Origin of the sequence: Actinomadura sp. CNU-125, from assembly GCF_001942465.1 — a bacterium.
Classification (GTDB): Bacteria; Actinomycetota; Actinomycetes; order Streptosporangiales; family Streptosporangiaceae; genus Spirillospora.
Window position 1 is genome coordinate 1 of record NZ_MKJY01000565.1, and the last position, 26,856, is coordinate 26,856.

A 26,856-nucleotide genomic window follows, 5' to 3' on the forward strand; every position below is an offset into this window, starting at 1 on the left:
GGCGAGAAGTCGGCGTGCCGGGCGTGCACGGCATGGGGATCGCGGCGCGGGGCCGCATCGTGCGCGGGTCGCGGACGCGACGCGGCGGGGGCGGCGGGACAGGACGAGCGCCAGCTCGCCGTCCGGGGTGAAGTACAGGTTCGCGGGATCGGGCACCGGCACCGCCCGTCCGCGCCCGGCGGGGCCCACGGGGGACGAGCGCGCCGCGCCGGGTGTCGGCGGCCCACAGGCGGCGCATGTCCCACGACGGGACGACGCGTGCGGCGCCGCCCGCCGGGAGGCGGTCGACCACCCGGAGCCGGAGCGGGTCGATGACGTCGAGGTACCGGCCGGTGGCCACGTACAGGCGCCGCGGCAGGTCGCGCGCGGCCGGTGCGAGCATTCCGGGCCCGGTGGCGGCGTACACCCGGGCACCGGCGGGCGCGGGGTCCCGGACGGGACGGGGCGTGCGCAGCTCCACGTAGGGTGCGGCGCCGCCGAGCCCACGACCGGCGCGTCCGGCCCGCCCTCGCCGGGGCGGTGGAACGGCACCGGCGACCGGCACGCGGCGACGATGCCGGACGCACCGCGATCGCGGCGGCCAGCGGCAGCGCGCCGCGGCGGCGCCAGCGCCGTGCGAGCATGCCCTCACCCCCGGCGGGGACTGTACCGGGCGGCGACACGCCGTGTCCGCGCAATCGCGAAACGTGGTGTCGGTGTGGGTCAGTCCGACTTGCCCACGCCGAAGCCGAACTCGCGGTACACCCGCTCCCAGAAGCCGTCCCGCAGCCAGGTGCGGGCCTCCTGGTAGGGCCGCAGCGAGCCGCCGAGTTCCTTCTCGGCCTCGATCAGCAGCTCCTTGTCGATGACGGGCGGCAGGATCGGGCCGGGGAGCAGGTCGCGGATGTTGTCCCGGCCCCGCTCGAAGATCCACTTCTGGGCGACGTGCTCGCCGATCTCCAGCATGTGGTCGCGTTCCGGGCCGAGCCGCCCGTCCGACTGCGTCCCGGCCGTGGAGTTCATGGACGACGCGACGGTCGCGGGCGTCGCGTTCGTGCCGGGCACCGGGACCGCCCCGGCGCGGACGCCCGCCGCGGCGGCGGGCTTGACCGCCGGGGGACGCCCGGCGAACACCTGCGACGGGGACGGGACGGGGCTGGCCGAGCGGGACGGCGCTCGGCGGCCTCGCGGACCGCGGCGGCCGTGCCCGGCGCGGGCACCGGCAGCACCTTCGCCTTCGTGAAGTACGGGCGGAGGAAGTCGGCGGGCAGCACCTCGACGGTGTCGGACTCCCACACGAGCCATTCGGCCTGGTTCGACCCGTGCGTCGGCTCCACGCCCCACAGGTGCACGCGGACGCCGTACCGCTGGGCGGCCTCGACGGCCGGGAGCATGTCCTCGTCCCCGGCGAGCAGGACGGCGTCGGTGATCGCCCGGTGCCGGGCGAGGGCTTCGAGGTCGGCGCGCAACTGGGCGTCCACGCCCTTCTGCTGGCCCTGCGCGTTCAGGTTGCCGAGCCGCAGCTTCACCAGCGGCAGGTTCGCGATGACCCGCTGGTCGACCGTCGGCTGCTTCTTCGGCGCCGCGTCGAACCAGTACACCCGCAGCAGCTCGCCGAGCAGTTTGTCGTCGGCATGGCTGGTCAGAGCCTTGATCAGTTTCTCGGCGGCGACCCGGTACTCGCGCCGGGAACCGCAGCCGAGCAGCAGGGCCCCGGAGGCCGCGAAGAGGTACCCCGCGTCGACGAAGATGGCGTAGCGCGCGGGCTGTGGGACGAACTCCGAGGTGGCCATGGCCTTCCACCTTATTCGTGTGGGGGGCCTCACTGGGCGCGAACCACGGTTACATGTCGTTTCGGCCGGTCGGCGGGAGCGTCGCCGCCGGCGGCCGATCGACTGCGTCGGCGCGGTAGACCGCGCGGCAGGTCAGCGCGGTAGTGCGCTCGCCCGCCACGCGCCCGGCCCGGTCGGCCGGACGGCCGTGCCCGCGGCGCCGCGCACCAGCCGGGACCGGTCGGCCCAGCGGGACGGACGGGCGTCCCCGCGGCCGTCGCGGCGGCGGCCGCGGCGGCGGCCCGCGCGGTCAGCACCGCGACGAGCGCGGCGACTTCCTCGGGCGTCGGGTCGCCCCGCACGACCTGCAAGAACGGCTTGGCTTCGGCGGTCACGCGTCCTCCTCGAATTCCGGGCGCCCGGAAAACGGGCGGCGGGCGACCGCCGGGCGTGTCGCACGCCGCGCCCGTCCGGTCACAGCGGAATGTTCCCGTGCTTCTTCGGCGGCAGCGTCTTGCGCTTCTCGCGCAGCGCCCGCAGCGCCCGGACGACCTGCCCGCGCGTCTCCGACGGCTTGATCACGTTGTCGAAGTAGCCGCGCTCCGCCGCGATGTAGGGGTTGGCGAGCGTGTCCTCGTACTGCGTGATCAGCTCGGCGCGGCGCCCGTCCGGGTCGTCGGCCGCGGCGAGCTCCTTGCGGTACAGGATGTTCACGGCGCCCTGCGCGCCCATCACCGCGACCTGCGCGGTCGGCCACGCGAAGTTGATGTCGGCGCCCAGGTGCTTGGAGGCCATGACGTCGTACGCGCCGCCGTACGCCTTGCGGGTGACGACCGTGACGAGCGGGACGGTCGCCTCCGCGTACGCGTACAGCAGCTTCGCGCCGCGCCGGATGATCCCGCCGAACTCCTGGTCGGTGCCGGGGAGGAAGCCGGGGACGTCCACGAAGGTGAGCACCGGGACGTTGAACGCGTCGCACGTCCGGACGAACCGGGCGGCCTTCTCGGACGCGTCGATGTCGAGCGTCCCCGCGAACTGCATCGGCTGGTTCGCGACGACGCCGACCGAGCGGCCCTCGACGCGGCCGAACCCGACGATCATGTTCGGCGCGAACAGCGGCTGCACTTCGAGGAACTCGCCGTCGTCCAGCACGTGCTCGATGACGGTGTGCATGTCGTACGGCTGGTTCGGCGAGTCCGGGATGAGGGTGTCGAGCTCGTCGACCGTCTCCGTCACGTCCACCGGCGCGTCGAACGCGGGGGCGTCCGCCAGGTTGTTGGACGGCAGGTACGACAGCAGCGCCTTGACGTACTCGATCGCGTCCTCCTCGTCGGAGCCGCGGTAGTGCGCCACGCCCGACTTGGAGTTGTGCGACGTCGCGCCGCCCAGCTCCTCCATCGTCACCTCTTCGCCGGTGACCGTCTTGATGACGTCCGGACCGGTGATGAACATGTGGGACGTCTGGTCCACCATGACGATGAAGTCGGTGATCGCCGGGGAGTACACCGCGCCGCCCGCGCACGGGCCCATGACCAGCGAGATCTGCGGGATCACGCCGGACGCGTGCACGTTGCGCTTGAAGATCTCGGCGTACAGGCCGAGCGCGACCACGCCCTCCTGGATCCGCGCGCCGCCGGAGTCGTTGATGCCGATCACCGGGCAGCCGGTCTTGACCGCGTGGTCCATGACCTTGCAGATCTTCTCGCCGAACACCTCGCCGAGCGAGCCGCCGGACACCGTGAAGTCCTGGCTGAACACCGCGACCGGGCGGCCGTCGACCGTCCCGTACCCGGTGACGACGCCGTCGCCGTACGGGCGGTTCTTCTCCATCCCGAAGTTGGTGGAGCGGTGCCGCGCCATCTCGTCGAACTCCACGAAGGAGCCCGGGTCGAGCAGCGCGTCGATCCGCTCCCGGGCGGTCATCTTGCCCTTGGCGTGCTGCTTCTCAACGGCCCGCGCCGATCCCGCGTGGACCGCCTCGTAGCGGCGTCGTTCCAGGTCCGCGATCTTGCCCGCCGTCGTGTGGATGTCGTAGTCCAGGGCGGGTTCAGGGGCTTCCGTCGCCATGGGGGCCAGAGTAACCGCACGCTGATGATCGCGATTCGGCCGGGGCCCGCTGACCGGGATGAACGTGCCGTGACGTGCGCTCGTTAGGGTTGGGCGAGTGGCTACGAACACGCGTGAGATCCTCCGGCAGGACATGCCCGAACCGCTCCGCCGCGACGTCCGGCTGCTGGGCGGCATGCTCGGCGACGGGCTCGTCGAGTACGGCGGACGGGAACTGCTGGACGACGTTGAACGGCTCCGGCACGCGGTGATCGCCGCCCGCCGCGGCGAGCTGCCGGGCGAGGAGGTCACGGCGCTGGTCGACGGCTGGTCGCTGGAACGCGCCGAGGAGGTCGCCCGCGCGTTCACCGTGTACTTCCACCTGACGAACCTCGCGGAGGAGCACCACCGCATCCGCACCCTCCGCGAGCGCGACACCGGCGACACCGCCCCCGGCTCGGTCGCCGCGGCCGTCGCCGACATCACCGACCGGAAGTTCCTCGCCGAACTGGTCGACGGCCTGGAGTTCCGGCCGGTGTTCACCGCGCACCCCACCGAGGCCCGGCGGCGCGCCGTCGTCACGTCCATCCAGCGGATCAGCGACCTGCTGACCCGGCTGAACGCCGAGCCGGGCGCGGGCGAGCGGGACGAGATCGAGCGGACCCTCCGGGAGGAGATCGACGTCCTGTGGCGCACGGCGCTGCGCCGCGGCACCCAGATGGACCCCCTCGACGAGGTCCGCACCGCCATGGCGGCGTTCGACGAGACGATCTTCCGGGTCGTCCCGCACGTGTACCGGGCCCTCGACCACGCCCTCGAAGGCGACGAGACCGGCACCCGTCCCCCGGCCGCGCGCCCCTACCTGCGCTTCGGGAGCTGGATCGGCGGCGACCGCGACGGCAACCCCTACGTCACCGCGCAGGTCACCCGCGACGCGATCATGATCCAGGCGGAGCACGTCCTGTCGGCCCTGGAGACCACGTGCGCGCGCGTCGGGCGCGAGCTGACCGTCCACGAGAGCACCACGCCGCCGTCGGCGTCGCTGCGCAACGCCCTCGCCGCGGCCCGCACCGCGCAGCCGTCCCGCAGCCGCCGGATGGCCAAGCGCTCGCCCGGCGAACCGCACCGCCAGTTCCTGCTGTACGCCGCGGCCCGCATCGCCGCGACCCGCGACCGCGACGCCGACCTCGCCTACGCCTCCCCGGACGACCTGCTCGCCGACCTGCGCATCGTGCAGGAGTCCCTGGCCGGGGCGGGCGCGAAGCGGCAGGCGTACGGACGTGTCCAGCAGCTCATCTGGCAGGTCGAGACGTTCGGGTTCCACCTCGCCGAGCTGGAGATCCGGCAGCACTCCGAGCTGCACGAGCGGGCCCTCGCCGAGATCCGCGCGGGCGGCGAGCGGTCGGAGATGACCGAGGAGATCCTGGAGACACTCCGCGTCGTCGCGTGGATCCAGCAGCGGTTCGGCGTCCGCGCCTGCCACCGCTACATCGTGTCGTTCACCCGCACCGCCGCCGACGTCGCGAACGTGCACGAACTCGCCGCGTCCCTCGGCGAGCAGGCGCCCGTCCTGGACGTCATCCCGCTGTTCGAGACCGGCGAGGACCTCGACAACGCGCCGGGCGTCCTCGACGGGATGCTCGACATCCCCGCCGTCCGGCGGCGCCTCGACGACACCGGCCGCCGGCTGGAGGTCATGCTCGGCTACTCCGACTCCGCCAAGCAGCTCGGCCCGGCCAGCGCCACCCTCCGCCTGTACGACGCGCAGGAGGCCCTCACCGCGTGGGCGTCCCGGCACGGCGTCGCGCTCACCCTGTTCCACGGCCGCGGCGGCTCCCTCGGACGCGGCGGCGGGCCCGCCAACCGCGCCATCCTCGCGCAGGCGCCCGGCTCGGTCGGCGGCCGGTTCAAGGTCACCGAGCAGGGCGAGGTGATCTTCGCCCGGTACGGCCACCCCGAGATCGCCAAGCGGCACGTCGAGCAGGTCACCAGCGCCGTCCTGCTCGCCTCCACCGACGCGGTCCAGGACCGCGCCCGCGCGGCCGCCGCCCGGTACCGTCCGCTCGCCGACCGGATCGGCGCCGCCGCCGAGACCGCGTTCCGCACCCTCATCGAGACCGACGGGTTCGCGACCTGGTTCGCGCGCGTCAGCCCCCTCGAAGAGATCGCCGACCTGCGCATCGGCTCGCGTCCCGCGCGCCGCAAGGCCGCCCGCGGCCTGGAGGACCTGCGCGCCATCCCGTGGGTGTTCGCGTGGACGCAGACCCGCGTCAACCTCCCCGGCTGGTACGGCCTCGGCAGCGGCCTCGCCGCCGTCTCCGCCGACGGCGCCGACCTCACCGCGCTCCGCGAGGCGTACGAGGCGTGGCCGCTGTTCAACACGCTGCTCGACAACGCCGAGATGAGCCTCGCCAAGTCCGACCGCGCGATCGCCGAACGGTACCTGGACCTCGGCGGACGGCCCGAACTGTCCGCGACCGTCCTCGCCGAGTACGACCGCACCCGCTCCCTCGTCCTCGCGGTCACCGGCCACGAGCGCCTGCTGGAGAACCGCCGCGTCCTGTCCCGCGCCGTCGAGCTGCGCAACCCCTACGTGGACGCGCTCTCGCACCTCCAGCTCCGCGCCCTCAAGGCCCTGCGCGCGGGCGTGACGGACGAGGAGGAGCGCGCCCACCTGGAGGAACTCCTCCTCCTGTCCGTCAACGGCGTCGCCGCGGGCCTGCAGAACACCGGCTGATCACGCCGCGGCGGGGGCCGGGACGTTGCGGACGAAGTCGGTCACGAGCCGGTTGAACTCCTCGGCGTGCTCGATCATCGCCCAGTGCCCGCACCGGTTGAGGAGCACCACGCGGCTGTCGGGGATGGCGGCGAGCAGGTACAGCGAGTTCTCGAACGGCACCACCCGGTCGTCCCGTCCGTGGATGAGGAGCGTGGGCACCTCGATCTTCGGGAGCAGTTCCGGCTTGACCCAGATCGGGAGCGGCGCGCCCTTCGGCAGCCCGTCGACGTAGTTGCGCAGGTGCTCGGGACGGGCGAGCGCCGCCTCCGAGCGCGCCTCGCACAGCTCGGGGGAGGCGAACCGGGCCTTGTCGAAGCACATGATCTCGACGAGGCCGCGCATGGTCTCCGGGCTCGGCGCGCGGTACGCCTCGATGAGGGCCTTCAGGCCCTCCGACGGGCCGTCGCCGGGAGCGAACAGGGACGGGATCCGCCCCACCGGCGGGCCCATGGTGACCAGGTGCGTGATCCGGTCGGGGTGCTCGGTGGCGAGCCGCAGCGCGGTCTGCCCGCCCATCGAGTTCCCGACGAACGCGGCGCGGTCGATGCCGAGCGCGTCCAGGAACTGGATCGCGGCCCGGACGTGGTCGAGCCGGTCGACGGTCGCCGGGTCGGAGTCGCCCCAGCCGGGCATGTCCACCGCGTACACGTGAAAGTGCCGGGCCAGCGCCTCGATGTTGCCCGCGAAGTTGCTCCACCCCGTGGAACCCGGGCCGCTCCCGTGCAGCAGGACGACCGGGTGCCCGCGCCCGCCTCGTAGTAGCGGAGCTTCCAGTCTTCCGTCTGGACGGTACGTGCGGCTTCGGCCTGCGTCAGCGGCATCAGAGAGCGTCCTTTCCAGGAGTGCGGGAGAGCAGTTCGGCGACGGCCTCCGGCGGCCGGTGGCCCCAGCTGTGCAGCCGGTCCAGGGTCTGGACCTGCCAGGTGTCGTCGTCGACGAGCAGGCCGCCCCAGCCGTACTCCACGCTGAAACCGGACGGCGTCCGCACGTAGAAGCTGAACATGTGGTCGTTCGGGTGCATCCCGAGCGTCATCTCGAACGGCTGCCCGGCGTCCATGCAGCGGTCGTAGGCGCTGCCGACGTCGCGGATGTCGGTCACCTCGACCATGAAGTGGTGGGTCCGCTTCGGATGCGGCATGTCCCCGAACGCCACCGAATGGTGGCGCGGGTTGCAGCGCAGGAAGATCAGGTCGGCGACGGCGCCCGGCGCGAGCTCCTCGACGATGACGTCGGAGATCCGGAAGCCGAGCAGGCCCTCGTAGAACTCCAGGTACGTCTCCCGCGCGACCCCCTTGGACAGCAGCACCTGGTGGCCCGCGCCCCCCGCCCCGGTGACGAACCCGCCGAGCAGCACGTCCGAGCGGAACGGCTCGGCGCGTCGGCGAAGCCGGTGACGAGTTCGACGCGGTTGCCCAGCGGGTCCGTCGTCACCGCGATGCGGTCGACCCTGCGGTCGGCGGCGAGCGCGGCGTCGCCCTCGGCGACGTCCGCCCCGGCGGCCGCCAGCCGCTCGACGATCTCGTCGAGCGCGGCGCCGTCCGTCACCTCGTAGCCGCTGGCCGCCAGGTCGTCCGCGGGGCCCCGCCGGACGAGCCAGCGGTGCGCCTTCGCGTCGGTGCGCAGCGCGATCGCGTCGGCGCTCTTCTCGGCGAGCTGCATCCCGAGCAGGTCCACGCCGAAGCGCTCCCAGTCGTCGAGGCTGCTCGCCTCGTACACGACGTACGCCAGTTCCTTGATCCCGGTCATCGGGGTCGGCTCCTTTCGATCGAGGGGCGGGCGAGGCCGGAGACGTCCGCGGCCGCGACGAACCGGTCGGGACGCACCGCGACCGCGCGGACGCCGTACCGTGCGAGCCACGGCAGGAGGGTGCCGTCGAGGTCGACGAGCTCGTCGGGGCCCCGCGTGTACGCCGTCTTCGGGCGGATCGCGATATAGCGGGCGCCGAGCGCGTCCCAGCCCGCCCGTTCCTCCGCCGACAGCAGCCCGGCCGGGTCGGTGTCCGCGCCGAGCAGGACGAACCCGTCGCCGAGGAGATCGTCCAGCCGCGCCATCCGCCCGGTCGTGTCCCCCGCGACGGGCTGCGGGACCATGCGGCCGACGACGGCGGCGTCCCCGACCGGGCCGCGGATCCAGCCCGCCTCCAGCACCGGCGGCGCGGTCAGCGGCGGCTCGAACGGGGTGACCGTGCCCTCCGGGACCCGGTTCAGCTCCGCGATCTCCTCCGGCGTGGCCTCCTGCTTGATGACGCGGCCGAGCCGGACGGCCAAATCCGTGTAGAACGCGGCGTTCGGGCGCCGCTCGGTCTCGTAGGTGTCCAGCCAGCTCTCGTCCAGCTCGCCCTTGAGGACGCGCGCCAGCTTCCAGCCCAGGTTGTGGGCGTCGCGCATGCCGGTCTGCATCCCGGCCCCGGCCCACGGCGGCATCAGGTGGGCGGCGTCCCCGGCGAGGAAGACGCGGCCCGCGCGCCAGGCGTCGGCCGTCCGGGTGTGGTGCCGGTAGAAGGCCCACTGGTGGATCGAGACGTCGTCGGTCGTGACGCCCATCGCCTTGAGCAGCGGCCAGACGTCGTCCTCCGACGCGAAGTCGGCCTCGGTCTCGTGCGGCTTGAGCGGGATCTCCCAGCGGTGGTTCCCGGCGGACAAAGCGATGTCGACGACCGGGCGTTCCCGGTCGGACCAGAAGGTGAGGAGATCGCGGTCCGGCCACCAGCGCTTGACGCGGCAGTCGACGACGATCCACTGCACGTCCAGCGTGTCGCCGAGCAGCCGACCGCCGATCAGCTCCCGGGTGGCGCTGCCGCCGCCGTCCGCGCCGATCGCGTGCCGGACCCGCAGGGTGCGGGTCTCCCCGGTCTCGACGTCCGTCGTCGTGACCGTGACCCCGTCCGCGTCCTGCTCCAGGCCGGTCATCTCGGCGCCGTAGCGGACGGTGATCAAGTCGTACTCCTGCGCGCACGCGCGCAGCTCCGCCTCCATCGCCGGTTGGTAGATGTTGTAGAAGCGGGGCCCGACGCCCAGCGTCGACGGCGGATGCTCGACCCGCATGATCTCCGTGCCGTCATAGGCGACCCAGCGCAGCGCCCGCTGCGGCTCGATCACCCGGGCGATCCGCTCGTCGATGCCGAGGCTCTGGAAGATCCGCATCGTCCAGTCGTTGACGGTGACGGCGCGGGCGCGCGGGTAGATGCTGCGGTCCCGCTCGACCGCGACGACCGAGATCCCGTGCTTCGCGAGAGTGAGCGCGGCGGTCACGCCGGTGGGGCCGTAGCCGACGATCGCGACGTCGGCGTCGAAGTTCTGGGGCATGCGGACTCCGGTTCCGGGCAAACTTTTGGACCGATCGTTCGGTACGATAGTGGCTACCGTCACATGCTCGCGCCACGCTCGTCCAGGAAATTCCGCACTGCAGAAACCGCAGGTCAGAAGGGTGGCGCCGGGCCACGGCCGGAGGGATCTATGCTGCAACGCGTGGACGGCGAGAAGAACGGCAACCGGCGCGGGCGGCGATCCCGGGAAGAGATCCTGGACGTCGCCTCCCGGATCATGGCCGAGCGCGGCTACGCCGCCACCTCGCTGTCGGTCCTGAGCCGCGAGACCGGCCTCCCGAAAAGCGCGGTGTACCACCACTTCGAGTCGAAAGCCGGGCTGCTGTCCGCGGTCATGGCGCGCGGCGCCTACGAGTTCTACGCGGCGATGCGGGAGGCGCAGGCCGGCGGGCCGTCCGGGGAAACGCCCCGCGAGCGGCTGACGTGGTACCTCCTGCGCACCGGCGAGGTCTTCCTCGCGCGCCCGGAGTTCCTGCGCCTGCACCTGCTCCTGCTCATGAGCGCCGAGGTCGCCGAGGCCGAGATGGACGCCATGATCGAGCAGGTCCGGCGGGACGGCCGGGCGCACATGAACACGATGATCGCCGCGTCCTTCGCCCCGGAGGGCCCCGCGATCGCCCAGGCCGTCGCGGACGAGCTGGACTACTTCGGCATCGCCGGGTTCGACGGCGCGTTCATCGGGATGCAGGCCGACCCCGGCCGGGGCATCGCGCACCAGATGACACTGCTGGCCGAGGCCATGGCCGCGCTGGGGGAGGCCCGCGCGGCCGAACTGCGCGCCGCCGCGCAGGCCTGAGGGACGGCCCGAGCGCCCGCGCGGCACGTCATACTGCGGAGGTGAAAGGTCATCCCTCCGGCCCGCTGGGCCCTCCGACGCCCCCGCCGCACTACACGACCGAGGTGTCGAGGGACGTCCACCGGGGGACGCCCGGCCCGGCGGCGGCCGGACCGGGAATCGCCGACGGCCCCGCGAAGGGCAAGGCCCGGCTCGCCCTGGCCGCGATGCTGCTCTTCCCGCTCGGCGTCCCGTCGGTCGTCTGCGGCCACCTGGCCCTGCACCGCACGGCCAAGGGCGAAGCGTCCATCGACATGGTCGACGCCCGCGTCATCGCCTGGTTCGGCCTGGCGATGGGCTACATGATGACGGCCCTGTTCCTGTTCATGGCCCTCATCTACTTCGACGTGATCCTCTAACCCACCGGCAGGACGCACGGCCTACGGTCGCTGCGCGACCTCCGCCCGCGCGGGGTTCGCCCGCCCGTCCGCAGGAGCGGGCGGGGCGACGTGACGTCCGTCCGCGCGGGTTTCCGGCCCGTCCCCGGGAGCGGCCGGGGCGACGTGACGTTCGTCCGCGCGGGTTTCCGGCCCGTCCCCGGGAGCGGCGCGCGCCCTCCGGCCGCGCGCCCTTCCCGGGTGGGGCGTGCTACCCGTGCGGCCGGAGCGAGCTCTGCGAGCGCAGGCCGTGCGGGGTTACGTCGGCCAGTTGGGCTTGCGCTTCTCGTTGAAGGCGGCGATGCCCTCGGCGCGGTCGGGGGACATGGCGGCGGTGCGCCAGGCGTTGTCCTCGATTTCGAGGCCGGCTTCGAGGGGGACGCCGGCGCCCTGGCGGAGGGCGCGCTTGGCGGCGCGGACGGCGACGGGGGAGTTGCCCGCGATGGCGGCCGCGAGGGTGCGGGCCTCGTCGCGGGCGGAGCCGGCGGGGACCTTGCGGTCGGCGAGGCCGAGTTCGAGGGCCTCCTCGATGCCGACGCGGCGGCCGGTGAGGACCAGGTCGGCGGCCTTGCCGGGGCCGAGGCGGCGCAGCGCGAGCTGCGTGCCGCCGCCCGCCGGGATGAGGCCGACGCCGACCTCCGGGAGGCCGAACACCGCGGACTCGTCCGCGACGATCAGGTCCGCGGAGAGGGCGAACTCGCAGCCGCCGCCGAGGGCGTAGCCGTGCACGGCGGCGATCACCGGCTGCGGGAGGTGCAGGACGCCGCCGAAGGCGGCGCGGAAGACCGGGCGCTGCGCGAGGATCTGCGCGTCGGTCATCGAGTTGCGTTCCTTGAGGTCCGCGCCGACGCAGAACGCCTTCTCGCCCGCGGCGGCGAGGACGACCGCGCGCACGGAGGCGTCGGCGGCGACGTCCGCGCAGACGGCCGCGAGCCGCCGGGCCATCGCGGTCGAGAGGGCGTTGAGGGCGTCCGGTCTGTCGAGCACGATCTCGGCGACGTGCTCGTGGTCCCGCACCAGGGTTATCCCGTCCATGCCCGCACCCTAGACGGCGGCGATCCGGGCGGTGATGTTGGATGGGTACGTGAGCGACTCACCGTACGGGGACCTGGATCGGCCGCCGCTGCACGAGGCGGCGCTGCGGCGTGCGCTCGTCCGGGAGGACGGCCTGTGGCGCGACGTCCGGGTGGTGCAGGAGACCGGGTCGACGAACGCGGACCTGGCGGCGCTGGCCCGGGAGGGCGCGCCGGAGGGGACCGTGCTGGTCACCGAGTTGCAGACGGCGGGGCGGGGGCGGCTGGGACGGCCGTGGTCGGCGCCGTCGCGGTCGGGGCTGATGTTCTCGATGCTGGTGCGGCCGGGCGTCCCGGTGGAGCGGCTGGGGTGGTTGCCGCTGCTGACGGGCGTGGCGGTGGCGACGGCCGTCCGGCGGATGACCGCGTGGTCGCACGAGATCGATCCGGCGGAGGACGCGGCGGTCGACGTGCGGCTGAAGTGGCCGAACGATCTGCTGGTGGGGGACCGCAAGCTGGCCGGGATCCTCGCGGAGAAGATCGAGGACGGGCTGGTCGTGGGCGTCGGGCTGAACGTGGGGCTGCGGCAGGAGGAACTTCCGGTGCCGACGGCGACGTCGCTGGCGATCGAGGGGGCGCCGCTGAGCGACCGGGCGCCGCTGCTGCGCGCGGTCCTGCGGGAGTTCGGGACGTGGTACCGCGAGTGGGCCGCGCTCGGCGGGGATCCGGAGCGCAGCGGCCTGCGGCCCGCGTACCTGGAGCTCTGCGCGACGCTCGGCCGGGAGGTGCGGGTGGAGATGCCCGCGGACGAGCGGTGGACGGGCGTCGCGCGGGACGTGGACGAGGCGGGACGGCTGGTGGTGTCCGGGCCCTCGGGTGACCGAGTGGTCAGTGCGGGGGATGTGGTCCACGTGCGGGGGACGGACGGGTGAACCGTCGGATGATCTGCCACGATATGTCCTGGTACCGGACCACGACGCCGCCGGCGGAGCCCACCGCGCCGGTGCACTGAGGGGCGGAGGATGGCACCCGGATTGCCGGATCCGAAGGAGATCGAGGAGCTCCTGCTCGGCGGCGAGCTGCGCTACACGCGCGTGGACGCGTCCGGCTCTCGGGGGTGTCCCGCGAGTTCTCCGGCCGGATCTGGCGTGCCTTCGGCTACCCGACGATGCCGGACGACGCCGTCGCCTACACCGAGGGGGACGTCGACGCGCTGGCGCGGATGCGGCGGCTGGTCGAGGACGGCGTGCTGGACGAGGAGGGCGTGATCCGGCTCGTCCGGGCGTTCGGGCAGACGATGACGCGCCTGGCGGAGTGGCAGGTCAGCCTGCTGCGCAGCATGATCAGCGAGGATCCGAACGAGACGCCGTCCCCGGCGGCGGTCAACGCGATCGCCGGGATGGCCGAGTCGCACATCGGGGAGTTCGAGCCGCTCGTCCTGCACGCGTGGCGGCGGCAGCTCGCCTCGGCCGGGACGCGCGCGCTGGCGGCGGCGGCCACCCGGGAGAACGGCGATTCCACCGGACGCCCGATGACCACCGTCGGGTTCGCCGACATGGTGTCGTTCACGCAGGTCAGCCGGGAACTGAACGAGATCGAGCTGGCGCGGGTCGTGGAGTGGTTCGAGGAGTCGACGTCGGACATCATCGCGGCCTGCGGCGGCCGGGTGGTCAAGACGCTCGGCGACGAGGTGCTGTTCAGCGCCGAGTCGCCGCGGGTCGCGCGGAGATCGCGCTGACCGTCGCGTCCGCCATCCAGGACGAGACCGAGGTGCCGGACGTCCGGGTCGGGGTGGCCCACGGACCCGTTCTGCCGCTGATGGGCGACGTCTTCGGCACCACGGTCAACCTGGCGGCGCGGCTCACCTCGCTGGCCCGCCCCGGGTCGGTGGTGATCGACGCGGAGCTGGCGGCCGAGCTGGAGAAGGACCCGGACTACGACGTGACCCGGATCGTCCGGCGCCCGGTCCAGGGCCTCGGCATCGTCCAGCCGTACGTGCTGCGCCGGAACCGCAAGCCGCCGGACGCCTGACGGTCAGACGGAGCTGGGGCCGTCCTCGCCCGGGGATCCGGTGAGCCGCTGCAGGTAGTTCTGCTCGCCGAGGGCGTCGACGAGGCTCAGCTCGGTCTCCAGGTAGTCGATGTGCTGCTCCTCGTCTTCGAGGATGTGCTCGAAGAGCCGCGCGGAGGTGATGTCGCCGCGCGAGCGCATCAGCTCGATGCCGGGCACGAGCCGGGCGACGGCCTCCTTCTCGATCTCCAGGTCGGCCTTGAGCTGCTCGATGACGGTCTGCCCGATGCGCAGCGTGCCGAGCTTCTGGTAGTTCGGCAGCCCTTCGAGGAACAGGATGCGGTTGGTGAGGTGCTCGGCGTGCCGCATCTCGTCGATGGACTCGTCGCGGGTGTGCTTGGCGATCCGCGTGAAACCCCAGTTCTCCTGCATCTTGGAGTGCAGGAAGTACTGGTTGATCGCGGTGAGTTCCGCGGTGAGCTGCTCGTTGAGCAGATTGATGATGTCCTTGTCGCCTTCCATACGGACATACTTGCATGACCGGGCGGATGGGCCCAGCACCGGCATGGGTGCATGGCCGTTCCGCACGGTCCGCGCGCGCCCGGTCCCGGGGGCTTGCCCGCGGGCGCGTCCGCTGTTCGGTTGGGGAAGGCTCAGGCCGCCGTGGGCGGTGCGGTCCCCCTCTCGACCTGGTCGGACATCATCGGTTCGGACGGCGCCTGCCGCTCGGCGAGCGGGTCGGCGGCGAACGGTTCGGGGGCGAACGGGCTCGCGGCGGGGCCGGGCCGGAGTGTGACGGGATCCACCGCGGGCGCGGGCTCCGGGACGGCGGCGGGCGGCAGCGCGCCGCCGGTGAGGGCGTCCGCGAGTTCGCTCGCGGTGCGGTACTCGCTGACCATCGTGGAGATCCGGCGGGTGCAGGAGCCGCAGCCGGCCTTCATGCCGCAGGCGGACTTGACGTCCTTGACGGTGGCGCACGTACCGTTCGCCATGCAGCCGTGCACGTCGTCTTCGGTGACGGCGTTGCAGATGCAGACGTACATCCGGTTCGGCCTTTCCGTCCGACTTCACTTCCGGCGCCCGACCCGGGGCCCTTAGGGGGTCCTCATTAAGGTAAGGCTCCCCTAAGGTAGCCCACGGATGTCCGTTCTGACCAGAGGACTCCCGATCGGTGTGATCCAGCCCTCACTGGGAAGGGCTTCCAGCGCAGCGACGGGAGGGCGGGACATGCCGCAGGTGTGGCCGGGCGAGGCGTATCCGCTGGGCGCCAGGTTCGACGGCGCCGGGACGAACTTCGCGGTGTTCTCCGAGGCCGCCGAGCGCGTCGAGCTGTGCCTGTTCGACGGGCCCGCCCGGGACGGCGCGGAGACGCGCGTCCCGCTGGAGGAGGCCGACGCGTTCGTCTGGCACGCGTACCTGCCGGGCGTGATGCCGGGCCGCCGCTACGGCTACCGGGTGCACGGCCCGTACGAGCCGCGCCGCGGCCGCCGCTGCAATCCCGCGAAGCTGCTGCTGGACCCGTACGCGCAGGCCGTCGAGGGGACGGTCGACTGGCACCGGTCGTGTTTCGGCTACCGGCTCGGCGACCCGTGCTCGCGCGACGACGCCGACTCGGCGCGGCACACGATGCGGTCGGTGGTCGTCAGCCCGTACTTCGACTGGGGCGACGACCGTCCGCCGCGGATCCCGTACCACGAGACGGTGATCTACGAGGCGCACGTCAAGGGGCTGACCGCGCGCCATCCGGGGGTGCCGAAGGACCTGCGCGGGACGTACGCGGGCCTCGCCCATCCGGTGATCGTCGACCATCTGAAGTCGCTCGGGGTGACGGCCGTCGAGCTGATGCCGGTGCACCAGTTCGTCCACGACGACGCCCTCGTGCAGCGGGGGCTGCGCAACTACTGGGGCTACAACACGATCGGGTTCTTCGCGCCGCACAACGAGTACTCGTCGTCCGGGCACCGCGGCGAGCAGGTGCTGGAGTTCAAGTCGATGGTGAAGCGCTGCACGAGGCCGGGGTGGAGGTGATCTTGGACGTTGTCTACAACCACACCGCGGAGGGCAACCACTTCGGGCCGACGCTGTCGTTCCGCGGGCTCGACAACGCCTCGTACTACCGGCTCGCCGCGGACGACCCGCGCTACTACATGGACACGACGGGCACCGGCAACAGCCTGCTGATGCACAGCCCGCACGTCCTGCAGCTCATCATGGACTCGCTGCGCTACTGGGTCACCGAGATGCACGTGGACGGCTTCCGCTTCGACCTCGCCGCCACGCTCGCCCGCGAACTGCACGCCGTGGACCGGCTGTCCGCGTTCTTCGACCTCGTCCAGCAGGACCCGATCGTCTCCCAAGTGAAACTGATCGCCGAACCCTGGGACGTGGGGGAGGGCGGATACCAGGTTGGGAACTTCCCCCCGTTGTGGACGGAGTGGAACGGCCAGTACCGCGACGCCATGCGGGACTTCTGGCGCGGACGCCAGGGCAGCATGCCCGACTTCGCGTCCCGGCTGACCGGCTCGTCCGACCTCTACGCCGACGACGGGCGCCGCCCCATCGCGTCCATCAACTTCATCACCTGCCACGACGGGTTCACCTTGCACGACCTCGTCTCGTACGACCACAAGCACAACGAGGCCAACGGCGAGGCGAACCGGGACGGGACGGACGACAACCGGTCGTGGAACTGCGGTGTCGAGGGACGACCTTGACGTCATCGCACTGCGCGAACGACAGAAACGTAACTTCCTCACCACGCTGTTCCTGTCGCAGGGTGTGCCGATGCTGTCGCACGGAGACGAACTGGGCCGCACCCAGAAGGGCAACAACAACGCCTACTGCCAGGACACGAAACTCTCCTGGGTCGACTGGACGGGCCTGCACGACGACAAGTTCTACGACGAGCGCGACCCGATGCTGGACTTCGTCCGGCGCCTGTCCAAGCTCCGCACAGAGCACCCCGTGTTCCGGCGCAGGAGGTTCTTCCGCGGCGACCAGCGGAAACGGAAGGCGCGCGGCGCGCGCGCGAAGCCGGAGAACCTCCCCGACCTGGTGTGGTTCCGCCCGGGCGGCGAGGAGATGACCGACCGGGACTGGCGCGCCGGGTTCAACAAGTCGCTGAACGTGTTCCTCAACGGCGACGCCATCGGCGAGCCCGACCGGCGCGGCCGGCAGATCCGCGACGCGTCGTTCATGCTGCTGGTCAACGGCTACGAGGGCGACCTGCCGTTCGTCCTGCCGCCCGCCCCCTACGGCCAGCTCTGGAACAAGGTCCTCGACACCGCCGACCCCCTGCTCGCGGAGGGCGAGTCGCCCGCCGTCAAGGCCCGCGAGACCGTGCCGGTCGCCGCGCGCTCCATCCAGGTGCTCCGCCGTGCCTGAGCACGCCCCCGACGTCCCGCCCCACGCAGCATCGACCCCCGACCCCACCGAGGACGACATGGCTGAGGAGATTCCGGCGGACGGCCCCGCCGCACCCCCGTCCGGCACCTACCGCATCCAGCTCCGCGGGACGCCCGAGGAGCACTTCGGCTTCGCCGAGGCCGCGGCGCTCGCCCCCTACCTGGCGGGCCTCGGCGTCTCCCACGTGTACCTGTCGCCGGTCCTGCGGGCCGCGCCCGGGTCCGCGCACGGCTACGACGTCGTCGACCACTCGCGGCTCGCCGACGAGCTGGGCGGCGCGGAGGCGTTCGGCGCGATGGCGACCCGGTTCCGCGCGCACGGCCTGCGGCTGCTGATCGACATCGTCCCGAACCACATGGCGATCCCGGATCCGCCCGACGCGAACGCGCCGCTGACCGCCGTCCTGGCCGAGGGCCGTTCGTCGCCCCTCGCCCGCTGGTTCGACGTGGACTGGGACGCGGGCGGCGGGCGGATCGTCCTGCCCGGCGACCCGTCCGCACAGGGCGAACCGAACTACCGGCGCTTCTTCGACATCTCCGGGCTGATCGGGCTCCGCCAGGAGGAGCGGGACGTCTTCGACAGCACCCATGACCTGCCGCTCGACCTCGTCGGACAGGGGCTCGTGGACGGCCTGCGCGTCGACCATCCGGACGGTCTCGCCGACCCGCGCGGCTACCTGCGCCGCCTCGCGGCCCGCGCCTCGGACGCGTGGCTGGTCGTCGAGAAGGTCACCGAGGGCGCGGAGCGGCTCCCCGCGGACTGGCCGTGCGCGGGCACCACCGGCTACGACTCGCTGCCGATGATCGGCGGCCTGTTCGTCGACCCGGCCGGCGAGCGGCCGCTCACCGACCTGTACACGTCCCTGACCGGCGGCCCGGCGGGCTTCGCGGAGGTGGCGCGCGAGGCCCGCAGGTACGCCGCCGAGCACGGGCTGAAGCCCGAGGTCGACCGGCTGGCGCGCGTCCTGCACCGCAGCGCGGGCGACCGTCCGGGCTTGCGGCAGGCCCTGGTCGAGCTGCTCGTCGCGATGCCGGTGTACCGCGCGTACGTCGTGCCGGGGGAGGACGCCCCGCCCCAGGCCGTCGCGATTCTGGACGAGGCCGCCGGGCGCGCGCGCACACGGCTGTCCGAAGACCTGCACGGCGACCTGGACACCATCGTGGACCTCGCTCTGGGCCGGGGCGAGAAAACCGACCCCGAGTTCATCATCCGGTTCCAGCAGACGACGGCTCCGCTGGCGGCCAAAGGCGTCGAGGACACCGCGTTCTACCGATGGAACCGGATGGCCGCCCTTAACGAAGTGGGCGGCGACCCAGACCGTTTCTCGGTCGACCCGGTGGACTTTCATACGCACTGCATCCGCCTGGCCCGGGACTGGCCCCAGACCTTGACGACGCTCTCCACGCACGACACCAAACGCCAGGAGGACGTCCGGGCCTGGCTGAGCGTCCTGTCGGAACTCCCGGACGAGTGGTCCGAGGCCGTGCACCGCTGGAGGGACTGGTGGGGCGGGGCCCGATCGCCCCTGGAACCCGACCTGGAGTACCTCCTGTGGCAGACGCTCGTCGGCGCGTGGCCGCTGGAGCCGGCCCGGCTCACCGAGTTCCTCACCAAGGCGATGCGCGAGGCCAAGACCCGGACGTCCTGGCTCGAACCGGACACCGAGTACGAGGGCGCCGTCCTGGAGCACGTCCGCCGCGTCCTCGCCGACCCCGACCTGATCACGGACGTCACCGCGTTCGTGTCCCGCCTGCACCCGTACGCGCGCGTCAACACGCTCGGGCAGAAGCTCGTGCAGCTCGCCATGCCCGGCGTTCCCGACGTCTACCAGGGGTGCGAGATGACCGGGCTCGCGCTCGTCGACCCCGACAACCGGCGCCCGGTGGACTACGGGCTGCGCCGCGAGCACCTGCACCGGCTCGACACCGGCCGCCGCCCCAAGGACGTCGACGACGAGAAGCTGCTGGTCACCATGCGGACGCTGCGGCTGCGCCGGTCCCGGCCCGACTGGTTCGGCCCGGCCGCCGGGTACGAGCCGCGCGCCGTCCACGGCCCGCCGCCGACCATGTCGTCGGCTTCGCGCGCGGCGACGCGCTCGCGCTCGCCGGGCTCCCGGTCGGGCTGGAGAGCGCGGCGGCTGGTCCGCGACGGCGATCGACACGGGACGGCAGGGCTGGCACGACGTCCTGACCGGCGCGATGCACTGGGGGCCCGACCTGGACGCCGCCGAGGTGTTCGCGCAGCTCCCGGTGGCGCTGCTGATCCCCCGCGAGGTTTCGAGGTGACCGGAGGCTCGCCGTGGTGAGCAGGGGGAACCCGCGTTGACCCGGTTCGGGGTGTGGGCGCCGGACGCGTGCCGCGCGGCGGTCGCGACCGGTGCCCCGCCCGACGCCGTCCGGCACCCCATGTCCCGCCTGCCCGGACGTCCCGGCTGGTGGTCGACGGACGTGCCGGACGCGGCCCACGGGACGGACTACGGGTTCGTCCTCCACGACAACGACAACGACGACGGCGACGGCAACGACGACGGCGAGACGCTCCCCGACCCGCGATCGCCCTGGCAACCGAACGGCGTGCACGGCCCGAGCCGCGTCTACGACCACGACAGGTTCGCCTGGACGGACGCAGGGTGGCGCGGTCGCCCGCTCCCCGGAAGCGTCCTGTACGAACTGCACGTGGGCACCTTCACCCCAGAGGGAACCTTCGACGCCGCTGCGGAACGCTTGGACCATCTCGTCTCGCTGGGGATCGACGCAGTAGAGCTTCTGCCCGTCGCGTCCTTCCCCGGCGACCACGGGTGGGGTTACGACGGTGTCCACCTGTGGGCCCCGCACGAGCCCTACGGCGGCCCGGACGGACTCAAGCGGTTCGTGGACGCCGCCCACGCGCGCGGCGTCGCGGTCGTCCTCGACGTCGTCTACAACCACCTGGGCCCGGACGGGAATCGCCTGGCGTCCTACGGCCCGTACTTCACCGGCGCCCACACGACCCCCTGGGGCGACGCCGTGAACTTCGACCAGGACGGTTCGGACGAGGTGCGCGCGTTCGTCGTCCAGAACGCGCTCATGTGGCTCCGCGACTACCACCTGGACGGCCTCCGCCTGGACGCCGTCCACGCCATTACCGACCATCGCGCGGTGCACATCCTGGAGGAACTGGCGGTCGCGGTGGCGGGACTGTCGGCGCATCTGGGCCGGGCCCTGTTCCTGATAGCCGAATCGGACCTGAACGACCCGCGCCTCGTGACGTCCAGGGAAGCGGGCGGATACGGGCTCGACGCCCAGTGGAGCGACGACTTCCACCACGCTTTGCACGCCGCCCTCACGGGTGAACGCCAGGGTTACTACTGCGACTTCGGTTCACTGGAGACACTCAAGAAAGCCCTGACGAAAGTGTTCGTCCACGACGGCACGATGTCGAACTACAGGGGACGGCACCACGGTCGTCCCGTCGACGTCCGTACTACGCCCGCGCACCGTTTCCTGGGGTTCTTGCAGAACCACGACCAGGTGGGCAATCGCGCGTCCGGGGACCGCATAAGCGCGACGTTGGACGTGCCCATGCAGAAGGTGGGTGCCGCCCTCCTCCTCCTGGCCCCGTACACGCCGATGCTGTTCATGGGCGAGGAATGGGGCGCGACCACACCGTGGTGTTATTTCACCGACCACGTCGACCCGGATCTCGGACGGGCGGTGAGCGAGGGCCGCCGCCGGGAGTTCGCCCGCCACGGCTGGACCGGGGACGGCGTCCCCGACCCGCAGCGCCCGAGACGTTCCGGCGCTCGGTGCTCGATTGGGGCGAACCGGACAAAGAGCCCCATCGGGAACTGCTCGACTGGCACCGGTCGCTGATCGCGCTCCGCCGCGCGATCCCCGACCTCAACGACCCGCGCCTCTCCGAAACGCGAGTGGAGACCCGCGAAGACGGCGAATACCGACTTGTCACCATCCGGCGGGGCCGCATCCGACTCGTCGCGAACCTCGCGGACCGCTCCGCGGAGATCGCGACGCCCGCGTCCCGTCTCGTCCTCGCGTCAGATCAGGACGTAAAACTCGAAACGGACTCTAGCGGCGATTCTTCAACCAGCTTGCTGAGCCTTCCGGCGGCCTCCGCGGCCGTCCTGTGGTGCCCGTTTCGTGGGTGAGATGCCAGGACTCGCCTGAATCCCGGCAAAGATGTGTGTTCGCGGTTCTACTATGAGTGGCAAACCGCAGGTCAAGAGCGCGGTGGCGGCCGAGAAACGTTCAAGATTGGTCATACGATCGGTTCATGACCTCAGTACTGCTCGCCGAGGACGACACGTCCATCTCCGAGCCTCTCGCCCGCGCGCTGCGTCGCGAGGGGTACACCGTCGAAGTCAGCCCGGACGGCCCGCAGGCGCTGGAGCGGGCCCTCGGGGGCGGTGTGGACCTCATCGTGCTCGACCTCGGCCTGCCGGAACTCGACGGCCTTGAGGTGGCCCGCAGGGTACGTGCCGAGGGGCACGGAGTCCCGATACTGATCCTGACCGCCCGGGCCGACGAGGTCGACACCGTCGTCGGGCTCGACGCGGGGGCCGACGACTACGTCACCAAACCGTTCCGGCTCGCCGAACTGCTCGCCCGGGTGCGGGCCCTGCTGCGCCGGGGCAGCACCGAGACCCCGATCGTCCAGGGGGTCCGGATCGACGCCGAGTCGCGCCGGGCCTGGATGGGCGAACAGGAGCTCCAGCTGACCACCAAGGAGTTCGACCTGCTGCGCGTCCTGGTCAGGGACGCCGGGAAGGTCGTCACCCGCGAACAGATCATGCGCGAGGTATGGGACACCAACTGGTGGGGTTCCACGAAGACCCTCGACATGCACATTTCCTGGCTGCGCCGCAAGCTCGGCGACGACGCCGGCAGTCCCCGCTACATCACCACGGTGCGGGGCGTCGGCTTCCGGTTCGAACGCGGCGACTAGCACCGGCCGCCACGGTCGCGCGGCACTTCCCCGCCTTCCCGAGAGGCCGGGGGAGAGCCCGGTGCGGCCGTGGCTTCACCCCTAAGGAGCCCTGATGAGGCGCCGACTCCTGCTGTCGACGCTCGCGGTGGCGGTGGTCGCGATCCTGCTGCTCGGCATCCCCCTCGCCTACGCCGCCCACAAGCTCGTCCACGAGGAGGCCCGCCGGTCGCTGGAACGCGAGGCGTCCACCATCCTCGGCGGCGTCGGCTACAGCCTCCAGACCGGACGGCCGCTCCACGGCGCGACGATCGCGCGGGAGTATCCCGGCCGCCACATCTTCATCACCCTGCCGGACGGCCGCACGGTCACCGCCGGGCCCGATCCGGACGCGCGGATGCTCACCGCCGCGACGTCCGCCGGGGGCGTCCGCGTCCGGGTGTCGCGGCCCGCGTCGCAGGTCCAGGACGCCGAGCTGCGGTTACTCCTGCTGATCGGGAGCCTCGCCCTGCTCGGCGTCGCCGTCACCGTCGGGCTCGCCATGGTGCAGGCCCGCAAGCTCACCCTCCCGCTCATCGACCTCGCCGAGACCGCCGACCGGCTCGGCACCGGCAACGCCCGCCCGCGGCGCCGCCGCTACGGCATCCCCGAGGTCGACCGGGTCGCCGAGGTCCTCGACCGCAGCGCCGTCCGCATCGCCGACCTGCTCGCCTCCAGCCGCGAGTTCGCCTCCGACGCCAGCCACCAGCTGCGCACCCCGCTCACCGCCCTGTCCATGCGGCTCGACGAGATGATCGAGGCCGCCGACTACCCCGACGTCGTCCGCGAGGAGGGCGCGGCGGCCGTCGCGCAGACCGAACGCCTCGTCGCCGTCGTCGAGCAGCTCCTCGCCCGCGCCCGGCACGACCGCACCGGCGGCGCCGTCCCCGCGCAGATCGACGACATCATCGCCCAGCAGGTCGAGGAGTGGCGGCCGATCTTCGGCCGCGCCGGACGCGACGTCCGGATCATCGGCGAGCAGGGCCTCGTCGGCATGACCAACCCCGAGGGGCTCTCCCAGATCATCGCGACGCTCCTCGACAACTCGCTCATGCACGGCGCCGGAACCGTGACGATCCACACCAAGCCGGGCGGCAGTTCGGTCGTGGTCGAGGTCGGCGACGAAGGCGGGGGCATCCCGCCCGAACTCGAAGCGCGGATCTTCGAACGCAGCGTCAGCGGCGGCCGCGGCACCGGGCTCGGCCTCTACCTGGCCCGTTCCCTGGCCGTCGTCGACGGCGGGCGGCTGGAGCTGGTCCAGGCCCGCCCGGCCGTGTTCGGAGTCTTCCTCCGGCAGGCCGAACAGGCCAAGCTGGCCGCGGAACGGGTCGTCATCGGCCCCACCTGAGGAACCCGGGGGACGAGGAACCCGGTGACGGGGTCAGTGCGCGGCGTAGTCCTCGGTCGGGGTATCGACCTGGTGGCCGAGCCGCGGCGCCGCGACGTCCGCGCGGTGCGCCCCCGGCCCGTCGCCGTCGACCGGCTCGGGCAGCCCGGACGCCGGGTCGACCGGCGGGGCGTCGGTCGGCAGGAACACCCACTTCTTGTACGCCCAGAAGCGGAACAGCGTCGCCGCGCCCGTCCCGACGATCATCGCGGAGTTGTAGGCGATCGGGCCTTCCAGCCGCAGCACGTAGATCGTGAAACCGATGAACAGCTGAGTGATCACGAGCCCCACGCCGTTCAGCGCGAAGAAGATCACGTACTCCCGGCCGACGCCGCTGCGGTCGCGGTGCCGGAACGTCCAGTACCGGTTCGCCAGATAGGAGAACGTCGTGGCCACCACCGTGGCGACCAGGAACGACGTCATCGGCCCCACATCGAGCCCGGCGTGCAGCACGTTGCTGACGATCATCGTGATGACGAACGCGATCGCGCCCACGCTGCCGAACTTGGCGAGCTCGCGCACCACGTGCTCGAACTGCCGCTGAAGACTGGCCATCAGGCTCACGAAGTGGAACCGTCCTTCCGGACCTCGGCTATGGCGCGCCACGACGGGCGGCCGATGCGGGAGCACAACGAGGATAGACGCACGCGGTGCCGGAGACGTCGGAACATGAAGTTTCGCGTTCTTCCGTCGACGTCCCCTGGCCCGCACCCCGGGGACCCACACCGAATCCGACGCACAGTACACCTGGTTCGTTCACGATGCGCGGCCGATAACCTGCTGAGGTGACCCTCAATACCCCCGTCGTCGGCATGGTCGGCGGCGGTCAGCTCGCCCGGATGACGCAACAGGCCGCGATCGCGCTCGGCGTCCCGCTGCGCGTCCTCGCCGGCGCACCGGACGAGTCCGCGGCGCAGGTCGTCGCCGACGTGCAGGTGGGCGACGACCGCGCGCTCGACGATCTGCGGGCGTTCGCCAAGGGCTGCGACGTGCTCACCTTCGACCACGAGCACGTCCCCGGCGACCACATCCGCGACCTCGAAGCCTCCGGCGTCGCCTGCCGTCCCGGGTCCGCCGCCCTCGCGCACGCCCAGGACAAGCTCGTCATGCGCGAGCGGCTCGGCGGGTTCGGCGCCCCGTGCCCCGCGTACGCGCACCTGCCGGCCGCCGAGCCCGTCCCCGCCCTGGAGGCGTTCGCCCGCGAGCACGGCCTCCCCGTCGTGGTCAAGGCCGTGCGCGGCGGCTACGACGGCAAGGGCGTGTGGGTCCTGGACTCCCTCGACGACGACGCGGTGCGGCTCGTCGCCGATCTCCGCGGGCAGGGCCTCGACCTCATGGTCGAGGAGCACGTCGCGTTCCGCCGCGAGCTCGCCGCGCTCGTCGCCCGCTCCCCGTACGGGCAGGGCGCCGCGTACCCGATCGTCGAGACCGTCCAGGAGAAGGGCATCTGCACCGAGGTCATCGCCCCGGCGCAGGGCCTGCCGGACGACCTCGCCGTCGAGGCGCAGAACCTCGCCCTCGGCATCGCGGACGAACTCGGCGTCGTCGGCCTCCTCGCGGTCGAACTGTTCGAGACCGCGTCCGGCCTGGTCGTCAACGAGCTCGCGATGCGCCCGCACAACTCCGGCCACTGGACGATCGAGGGTTCGCGCACGTCCCAGTTCGAGCAGCACCTGCGCGCCGTCCTGGACCTGCCGCTCGGGTCCACCGAGCCCACCGCGCCCGTGACCGTCATGGCGAACGTCCTCGGCGGCGACGACCCGGACGTCTACTCCCGCTACATCCACGTGATGGCGCACGACCCGGCCGTCAAGGTCCACCTCTACGGCAAGGAGTCGCGGCCCGGCCGCAAGATCGGGCACGTCACCGCCCTCGGCGCCGACCTCGCGGACGTCCGCGAGCGCGCCCGGCACGCCGCCGACTACCTGCGCTGGGGTCCGAAGATGAAGCCCGACACCGAGGAGAACGCATGAGCCCGCGCGTGGGCGTCGTCATGGGCAGCGACTCCGACTGGCCCGTCATGCGGGCCGCGGGCGAGGCCCTGGAGGAGTTCGGCGTGCCGTTCGAGGCCGACGTGGTCTCCGCGCACCGCATGCCGCACGACATGATCGCCTACGGTGAGGAAGCCGCCGGGCGCGGCCTCCAGGCGATCATCGCGGGGGCCGGGGGCGCCGCGCACCTGCCGGGCATGCTCGCCTCGGTCACCCCGCTCCCGGTCATCGGCGTGCCCGTCCCGCTCAAGTACCTCGACGGGATGGACTCGCTGCTGTCGATCGTCCAGATGCCCGCCGGGGTCCCCGTCGCGACCGTCGCCGTCGGCGCCGCCCGCAACGCCGGGCTGCTGGCCGTCCGCATCCTGGCCGCCGCCGACGAGGACCTGCGGGCGAAGATGAAGGTCTTCCAGCAGGACCTCTACGGCCAGGCCAAGGCGAAAGGCAAGCGCCTCCGCGAAAGCCTCTGACCTGCCTGTCAGCGGGCCGGGTGGCGCCTGCTCCACTCGATGGCGGGGCAGCGGTTCATGACGACGTCGAGACCGGCGTCGAGGGCGCGGCGCCCCGCCTGCTCGTCGACCACGTCGAGCGGCAGCCAGACGGCCCCGGCGCCCGCCGCGACGGCCTGGTCGATCACCGCGCCCGCGTGCTCCGAGCGCCGGTACACGCCCACCACGTCGACCTTCTCGGGCAGGTCGGCGAGCGTCGCGTAGCCCGGCTCGCCGAGCACCTCGGCCCGCGACGGGTGCACCGGGAAGATCCGCTTCCCCCGCACCTGCAGCAGTTGCGCCTGCTCGTACACGACCCGCTCGGGACGGTCGTTCAGCCCGACGAACGCCCACGTGCGGGACTCGGCCAGCAGCCGGGTGATCACGTCCGGGTCGGCGAAGGAAGCATCCATACCGGGCACAACACCCGGCGCCGCCTGATCGTTCCCTCCGTTGATCTGCGGCGTGTTGCCCGAACTCGGGCGCCCAT

Annotated in this window: 25 protein-coding genes and 2 pseudogenes; 13 read left to right on the forward strand and 14 right to left on the reverse strand. The window is 72.3% G+C overall.

What is annotated here, in order from left to right; translation table 11 throughout:
- The 5 genes from BJF79_RS42045 to BJF79_RS42060 form a co-directional block, all read right to left on the reverse strand.
- Positions 1–544 (reverse strand): hypothetical protein (locus tag BJF79_RS42045; RefSeq protein WP_262403395.1); only part of this gene is annotated, 544 nt, incomplete at its 3' end.
- Between the two features lie 158 nt (positions 545–702).
- Positions 703–1,044, reverse strand: a complete 342-nt coding sequence (locus BJF79_RS67900) for a hypothetical protein (RefSeq protein ID WP_262403396.1) — start codon at positions 1,042–1,044, stop codon at positions 703–705.
- Entirely contained in the window at positions 999–1,772 is a 774-nt protein-coding gene (locus BJF79_RS42050; protein WP_262403397.1) for an NYN domain-containing protein, read from the reverse strand. Before BJF79_RS42050 ends, BJF79_RS67900 begins: the two co-directional genes overlap by 46 nt.
- Positions 1,773–1,801: 29 nt before the next feature.
- Positions 1,802–2,146, reverse strand: a complete 345-nt coding sequence (locus tag BJF79_RS42055) for an acyl-CoA carboxylase subunit epsilon (RefSeq protein WP_262403398.1) — start codon at positions 2,144–2,146, stop codon at positions 1,802–1,804.
- A gap of 79 nt (positions 2,147–2,225) precedes the next feature.
- Positions 2,226–3,818 carry an acyl-CoA carboxylase subunit beta gene (locus BJF79_RS42060; protein ID WP_075905840.1) on the reverse strand — a complete coding sequence of 531 codons (1,593 nt, stop codon included), beginning with the start codon at positions 3,816–3,818 and terminating at the stop codon, positions 2,226–2,228.
- A 133-nt stretch (positions 3,819–3,951) separates the two neighbouring features.
- Here BJF79_RS42060 and BJF79_RS42065 point away from each other — a divergent pair, with 133 nt between their 5' ends.
- Positions 3,952–6,534, forward strand: coding sequence for a phosphoenolpyruvate carboxylase (locus tag BJF79_RS42065; protein WP_075905884.1), 2,583 nt, complete (start codon positions 3,952–3,954; stop codon positions 6,532–6,534).
- Here BJF79_RS42065 and BJF79_RS42070 read toward each other — a convergent pair whose 3' ends face one another.
- From BJF79_RS42070 to BJF79_RS42080, 4 genes are read right to left on the reverse strand one after another with little or no spacing between them, the layout of a single operon-like run.
- Entirely contained in the window at positions 6,535–7,416 is an 882-nt protein-coding gene (locus BJF79_RS42070; protein ID WP_316043558.1) for an alpha/beta hydrolase, read from the reverse strand. It abuts the gene before it with no gap.
- Positions 7,397–7,879 carry a VOC family protein gene (locus BJF79_RS64245; protein ID WP_262403406.1) on the reverse strand — a complete coding sequence of 161 codons (483 nt, stop codon included), beginning with the start codon at positions 7,877–7,879 and terminating at the stop codon, positions 7,397–7,399. Before BJF79_RS64245 ends, BJF79_RS42070 begins: the two co-directional genes overlap by 20 nt.
- Positions 7,762–8,322, reverse strand: coding sequence for a hypothetical protein (locus BJF79_RS64250; RefSeq protein WP_262403399.1), 561 nt, complete (start codon positions 8,320–8,322; stop codon positions 7,762–7,764). Before BJF79_RS64250 ends, BJF79_RS64245 begins: the two co-directional genes overlap by 118 nt.
- Positions 8,319–9,881 carry a bifunctional 3-(3-hydroxy-phenyl)propionate/3-hydroxycinnamic acid hydroxylase gene (locus BJF79_RS42080; protein ID WP_075905842.1) on the reverse strand — a complete coding sequence of 521 codons (1,563 nt, stop codon included), beginning with the start codon at positions 9,879–9,881 and terminating at the stop codon, positions 8,319–8,321. The genes BJF79_RS64250 and BJF79_RS42080 overlap by 4 nt, the downstream gene beginning before the upstream one ends.
- Positions 9,882–10,031: 150 nt before the next feature.
- Here BJF79_RS42080 and BJF79_RS42085 point away from each other — a divergent pair, with 150 nt between their 5' ends.
- Together BJF79_RS42085 and BJF79_RS42090 are read left to right on the forward strand one after the other, a co-directional pair.
- Complete coding sequence (locus tag BJF79_RS42085; protein WP_075905844.1) at positions 10,032–10,697, forward strand: TetR/AcrR family transcriptional regulator; 666 nt, start codon at positions 10,032–10,034, stop codon at positions 10,695–10,697.
- 41 nt (positions 10,698–10,738) lie between these two features.
- A complete protein-coding gene (locus BJF79_RS42090) occupies positions 10,739–11,095 on the forward strand; it encodes a hypothetical protein (protein WP_143220856.1) in 357 nt (118 codons plus the stop codon).
- Positions 11,096–11,371: 276 nt separating this feature from the next.
- Here the strand turns inward: BJF79_RS42090 and BJF79_RS42095 are convergent, their stop codons facing one another.
- The gene (locus BJF79_RS42095; protein WP_075905848.1) at positions 11,372–12,148 is read right to left on the reverse strand and encodes an enoyl-CoA hydratase/isomerase family protein; all 777 of its coding nucleotides are present in this window, start codon (positions 12,146–12,148) and stop codon (positions 11,372–11,374) included.
- A 49-nt stretch (positions 12,149–12,197) separates the two neighbouring features.
- Between BJF79_RS42095 and BJF79_RS42100 the strand changes: the two genes are divergently transcribed.
- Both BJF79_RS42100 and BJF79_RS42105 read left to right on the forward strand, forming a co-directional pair.
- Positions 12,198–13,058: a biotin--[acetyl-CoA-carboxylase] ligase gene (locus BJF79_RS42100; protein WP_262403400.1), complete on the forward strand. Its 861-nt coding sequence runs from the start codon at positions 12,198–12,200 to the stop codon at positions 13,056–13,058.
- Between the two features lie 90 nt (positions 13,059–13,148).
- Positions 13,149–14,157 (forward strand): annotated as a pseudogene (locus BJF79_RS42105) (adenylate/guanylate cyclase domain-containing protein).
- A gap of 3 nt (positions 14,158–14,160) precedes the next feature.
- Here BJF79_RS42105 and bfr read toward each other — a convergent pair.
- Positions 14,161–14,658: a bacterioferritin gene (gene bfr / locus BJF79_RS42110; protein ID WP_075905852.1), complete on the reverse strand. Its 498-nt coding sequence runs from the start codon at positions 14,656–14,658 to the stop codon at positions 14,161–14,163.
- A 131-nt stretch (positions 14,659–14,789) separates the two neighbouring features.
- Entirely contained in the window at positions 14,790–15,179 is a 390-nt protein-coding gene (locus BJF79_RS42115; RefSeq protein WP_075905854.1) for a bacterioferritin-associated ferredoxin, read from the reverse strand.
- A gap of 184 nt (positions 15,180–15,363) precedes the next feature.
- On the opposite strand from BJF79_RS42115, the pseudogene glgX reads away from it, so the two are divergent.
- The 6 genes and pseudogenes from glgX (at position 15,364) to BJF79_RS42140 (ending at position 23,848) form a co-directional block, all read left to right on the forward strand.
- A pseudogene (gene glgX / locus BJF79_RS42120) lies at positions 15,364–17,520 on the forward strand (glycogen debranching protein GlgX).
- A complete protein-coding gene (treY, locus tag BJF79_RS42125) occupies positions 17,513–19,846 on the forward strand; it encodes a malto-oligosyltrehalose synthase (RefSeq protein ID WP_143220857.1) in 2,334 nt (777 codons plus the stop codon). Before glgX ends, treY begins: the two are co-directional and overlap by 8 nt.
- 16 nt (positions 19,847–19,862) lie before the next feature.
- The gene (gene treZ / locus BJF79_RS42130) at positions 19,863–21,392 is read left to right on the forward strand and encodes a malto-oligosyltrehalose trehalohydrolase (RefSeq protein WP_316043556.1); all 1,530 of its coding nucleotides are present in this window, start codon (positions 19,863–19,865) and stop codon (positions 21,390–21,392) included.
- Positions 21,326–21,685, forward strand: a complete 360-nt coding sequence (locus BJF79_RS66155) for a DUF3459 domain-containing protein (protein WP_316043557.1) — start codon at positions 21,326–21,328, stop codon at positions 21,683–21,685. Before treZ ends, BJF79_RS66155 begins: the two co-directional genes overlap by 67 nt.
- Positions 21,686–21,810: 125 nt before the next feature.
- Positions 21,811–22,482 carry a response regulator transcription factor gene (locus tag BJF79_RS42135; protein ID WP_026402549.1) on the forward strand — a complete coding sequence of 224 codons (672 nt, stop codon included), beginning with the start codon at positions 21,811–21,813 and terminating at the stop codon, positions 22,480–22,482.
- A gap of 94 nt (positions 22,483–22,576) precedes the next feature.
- Positions 22,577–23,848: an ATP-binding protein gene (locus BJF79_RS42140; protein ID WP_075905856.1), complete on the forward strand. Its 1,272-nt coding sequence runs from the start codon at positions 22,577–22,579 to the stop codon at positions 23,846–23,848.
- A 33-nt stretch (positions 23,849–23,881) separates the two neighbouring features.
- On the opposite strand, the gene BJF79_RS42145 is transcribed toward BJF79_RS42140, so the two are convergent.
- A complete protein-coding gene (locus BJF79_RS42145; protein ID WP_083734647.1) occupies positions 23,882–24,442 on the reverse strand; it encodes a GtrA family protein in 561 nt (186 codons plus the stop codon).
- A 230-nt stretch (positions 24,443–24,672) separates the two neighbouring features.
- Between BJF79_RS42145 and BJF79_RS42150 the strand changes: the two genes are divergently transcribed.
- Both BJF79_RS42150 and purE read left to right on the forward strand, forming a co-directional pair.
- On the forward strand, positions 24,673–25,860 hold the full coding sequence (locus BJF79_RS42150) for a 5-(carboxyamino)imidazole ribonucleotide synthase (RefSeq protein ID WP_262403401.1): 1,188 nt from the start codon (positions 24,673–24,675) through the stop codon (positions 25,858–25,860).
- A complete protein-coding gene (gene purE, locus BJF79_RS42155) occupies positions 25,857–26,348 on the forward strand; it encodes a 5-(carboxyamino)imidazole ribonucleotide mutase (protein ID WP_075905858.1) in 492 nt (163 codons plus the stop codon). Before BJF79_RS42150 ends, purE begins: the two co-directional genes overlap by 4 nt.
- 8 nt (positions 26,349–26,356) lie before the next feature.
- Here the strand turns inward: purE and BJF79_RS42160 are convergent, their stop codons facing one another.
- On the reverse strand, positions 26,357–26,779 hold the full coding sequence (locus BJF79_RS42160; RefSeq protein ID WP_075905860.1) for a CoA-binding protein: 423 nt from the start codon (positions 26,777–26,779) through the stop codon (positions 26,357–26,359).
- Between the last annotated feature and the right edge of the window lie 77 nt (positions 26,780–26,856).

What these genes read in the sequence shown, in the direction of transcription:
- BJF79_RS42050 (WP_262403397.1), bottom strand. Translation starts at nt 1,772, where the DNA reads ATGGCCACCTCGGAGTTCGTCCCACAGCCCGCGCGCTACGCCATCTTC.
- BJF79_RS42060 (WP_075905840.1), bottom strand. Translation starts at nt 3,818, where the DNA reads ATGGCGACGGAAGCCCCTGAACCCGCCCTGGACTACGACATCCACACG.
- BJF79_RS42065 (WP_075905884.1), top strand. Translation starts at nt 3,952, where the DNA reads ATGCCCGAACCGCTCCGCCGCGACGTCCGGCTGCTGGGCGGCATGCTC.
- BJF79_RS64250 (WP_262403399.1), bottom strand. Translation starts at nt 8,322, where the DNA reads ATGACCGGGATCAAGGAACTGGCGTACGTCGTGTACGAGGCGAGCAGC.
- BJF79_RS42080 (WP_075905842.1), bottom strand. Translation starts at nt 9,881, where the DNA reads ATGCCCCAGAACTTCGACGCCGACGTCGCGATCGTCGGCTACGGCCCC.
- BJF79_RS42085 (WP_075905844.1), top strand. Translation starts at nt 10,032, where the DNA reads ATGCTGCAACGCGTGGACGGCGAGAAGAACGGCAACCGGCGCGGGCGG.
- BJF79_RS42095 (WP_075905848.1), bottom strand. Translation starts at nt 12,148, where the DNA reads ATGGACGGGATAACCCTGGTGCGGGACCACGAGCACGTCGCCGAGATC.
- bfr (WP_075905852.1), bottom strand. Translation starts at nt 14,658, where the DNA reads ATGGAAGGCGACAAGGACATCATCAATCTGCTCAACGAGCAGCTCACC.
- BJF79_RS42115 (WP_075905854.1), bottom strand. Translation starts at nt 15,179, where the DNA reads ATGTACGTCTGCATCTGCAACGCCGTCACCGAAGACGACGTGCACGGC.
- BJF79_RS42135 (WP_026402549.1), top strand. Translation starts at nt 21,811, where the DNA reads ATGACCTCAGTACTGCTCGCCGAGGACGACACGTCCATCTCCGAGCCT.
- BJF79_RS42140 (WP_075905856.1), top strand. Translation starts at nt 22,577, where the DNA reads ATGAGGCGCCGACTCCTGCTGTCGACGCTCGCGGTGGCGGTGGTCGCG.
- BJF79_RS42145 (WP_083734647.1), bottom strand. Translation starts at nt 24,442, where the DNA reads ATGGCCAGTCTTCAGCGGCAGTTCGAGCACGTGGTGCGCGAGCTCGCC.
- purE (WP_075905858.1), top strand. Translation starts at nt 25,857, where the DNA reads ATGAGCCCGCGCGTGGGCGTCGTCATGGGCAGCGACTCCGACTGGCCC.
- BJF79_RS42160 (WP_075905860.1), bottom strand. Translation starts at nt 26,779, where the DNA reads ATGGATGCTTCCTTCGCCGACCCGGACGTGATCACCCGGCTGCTGGCC.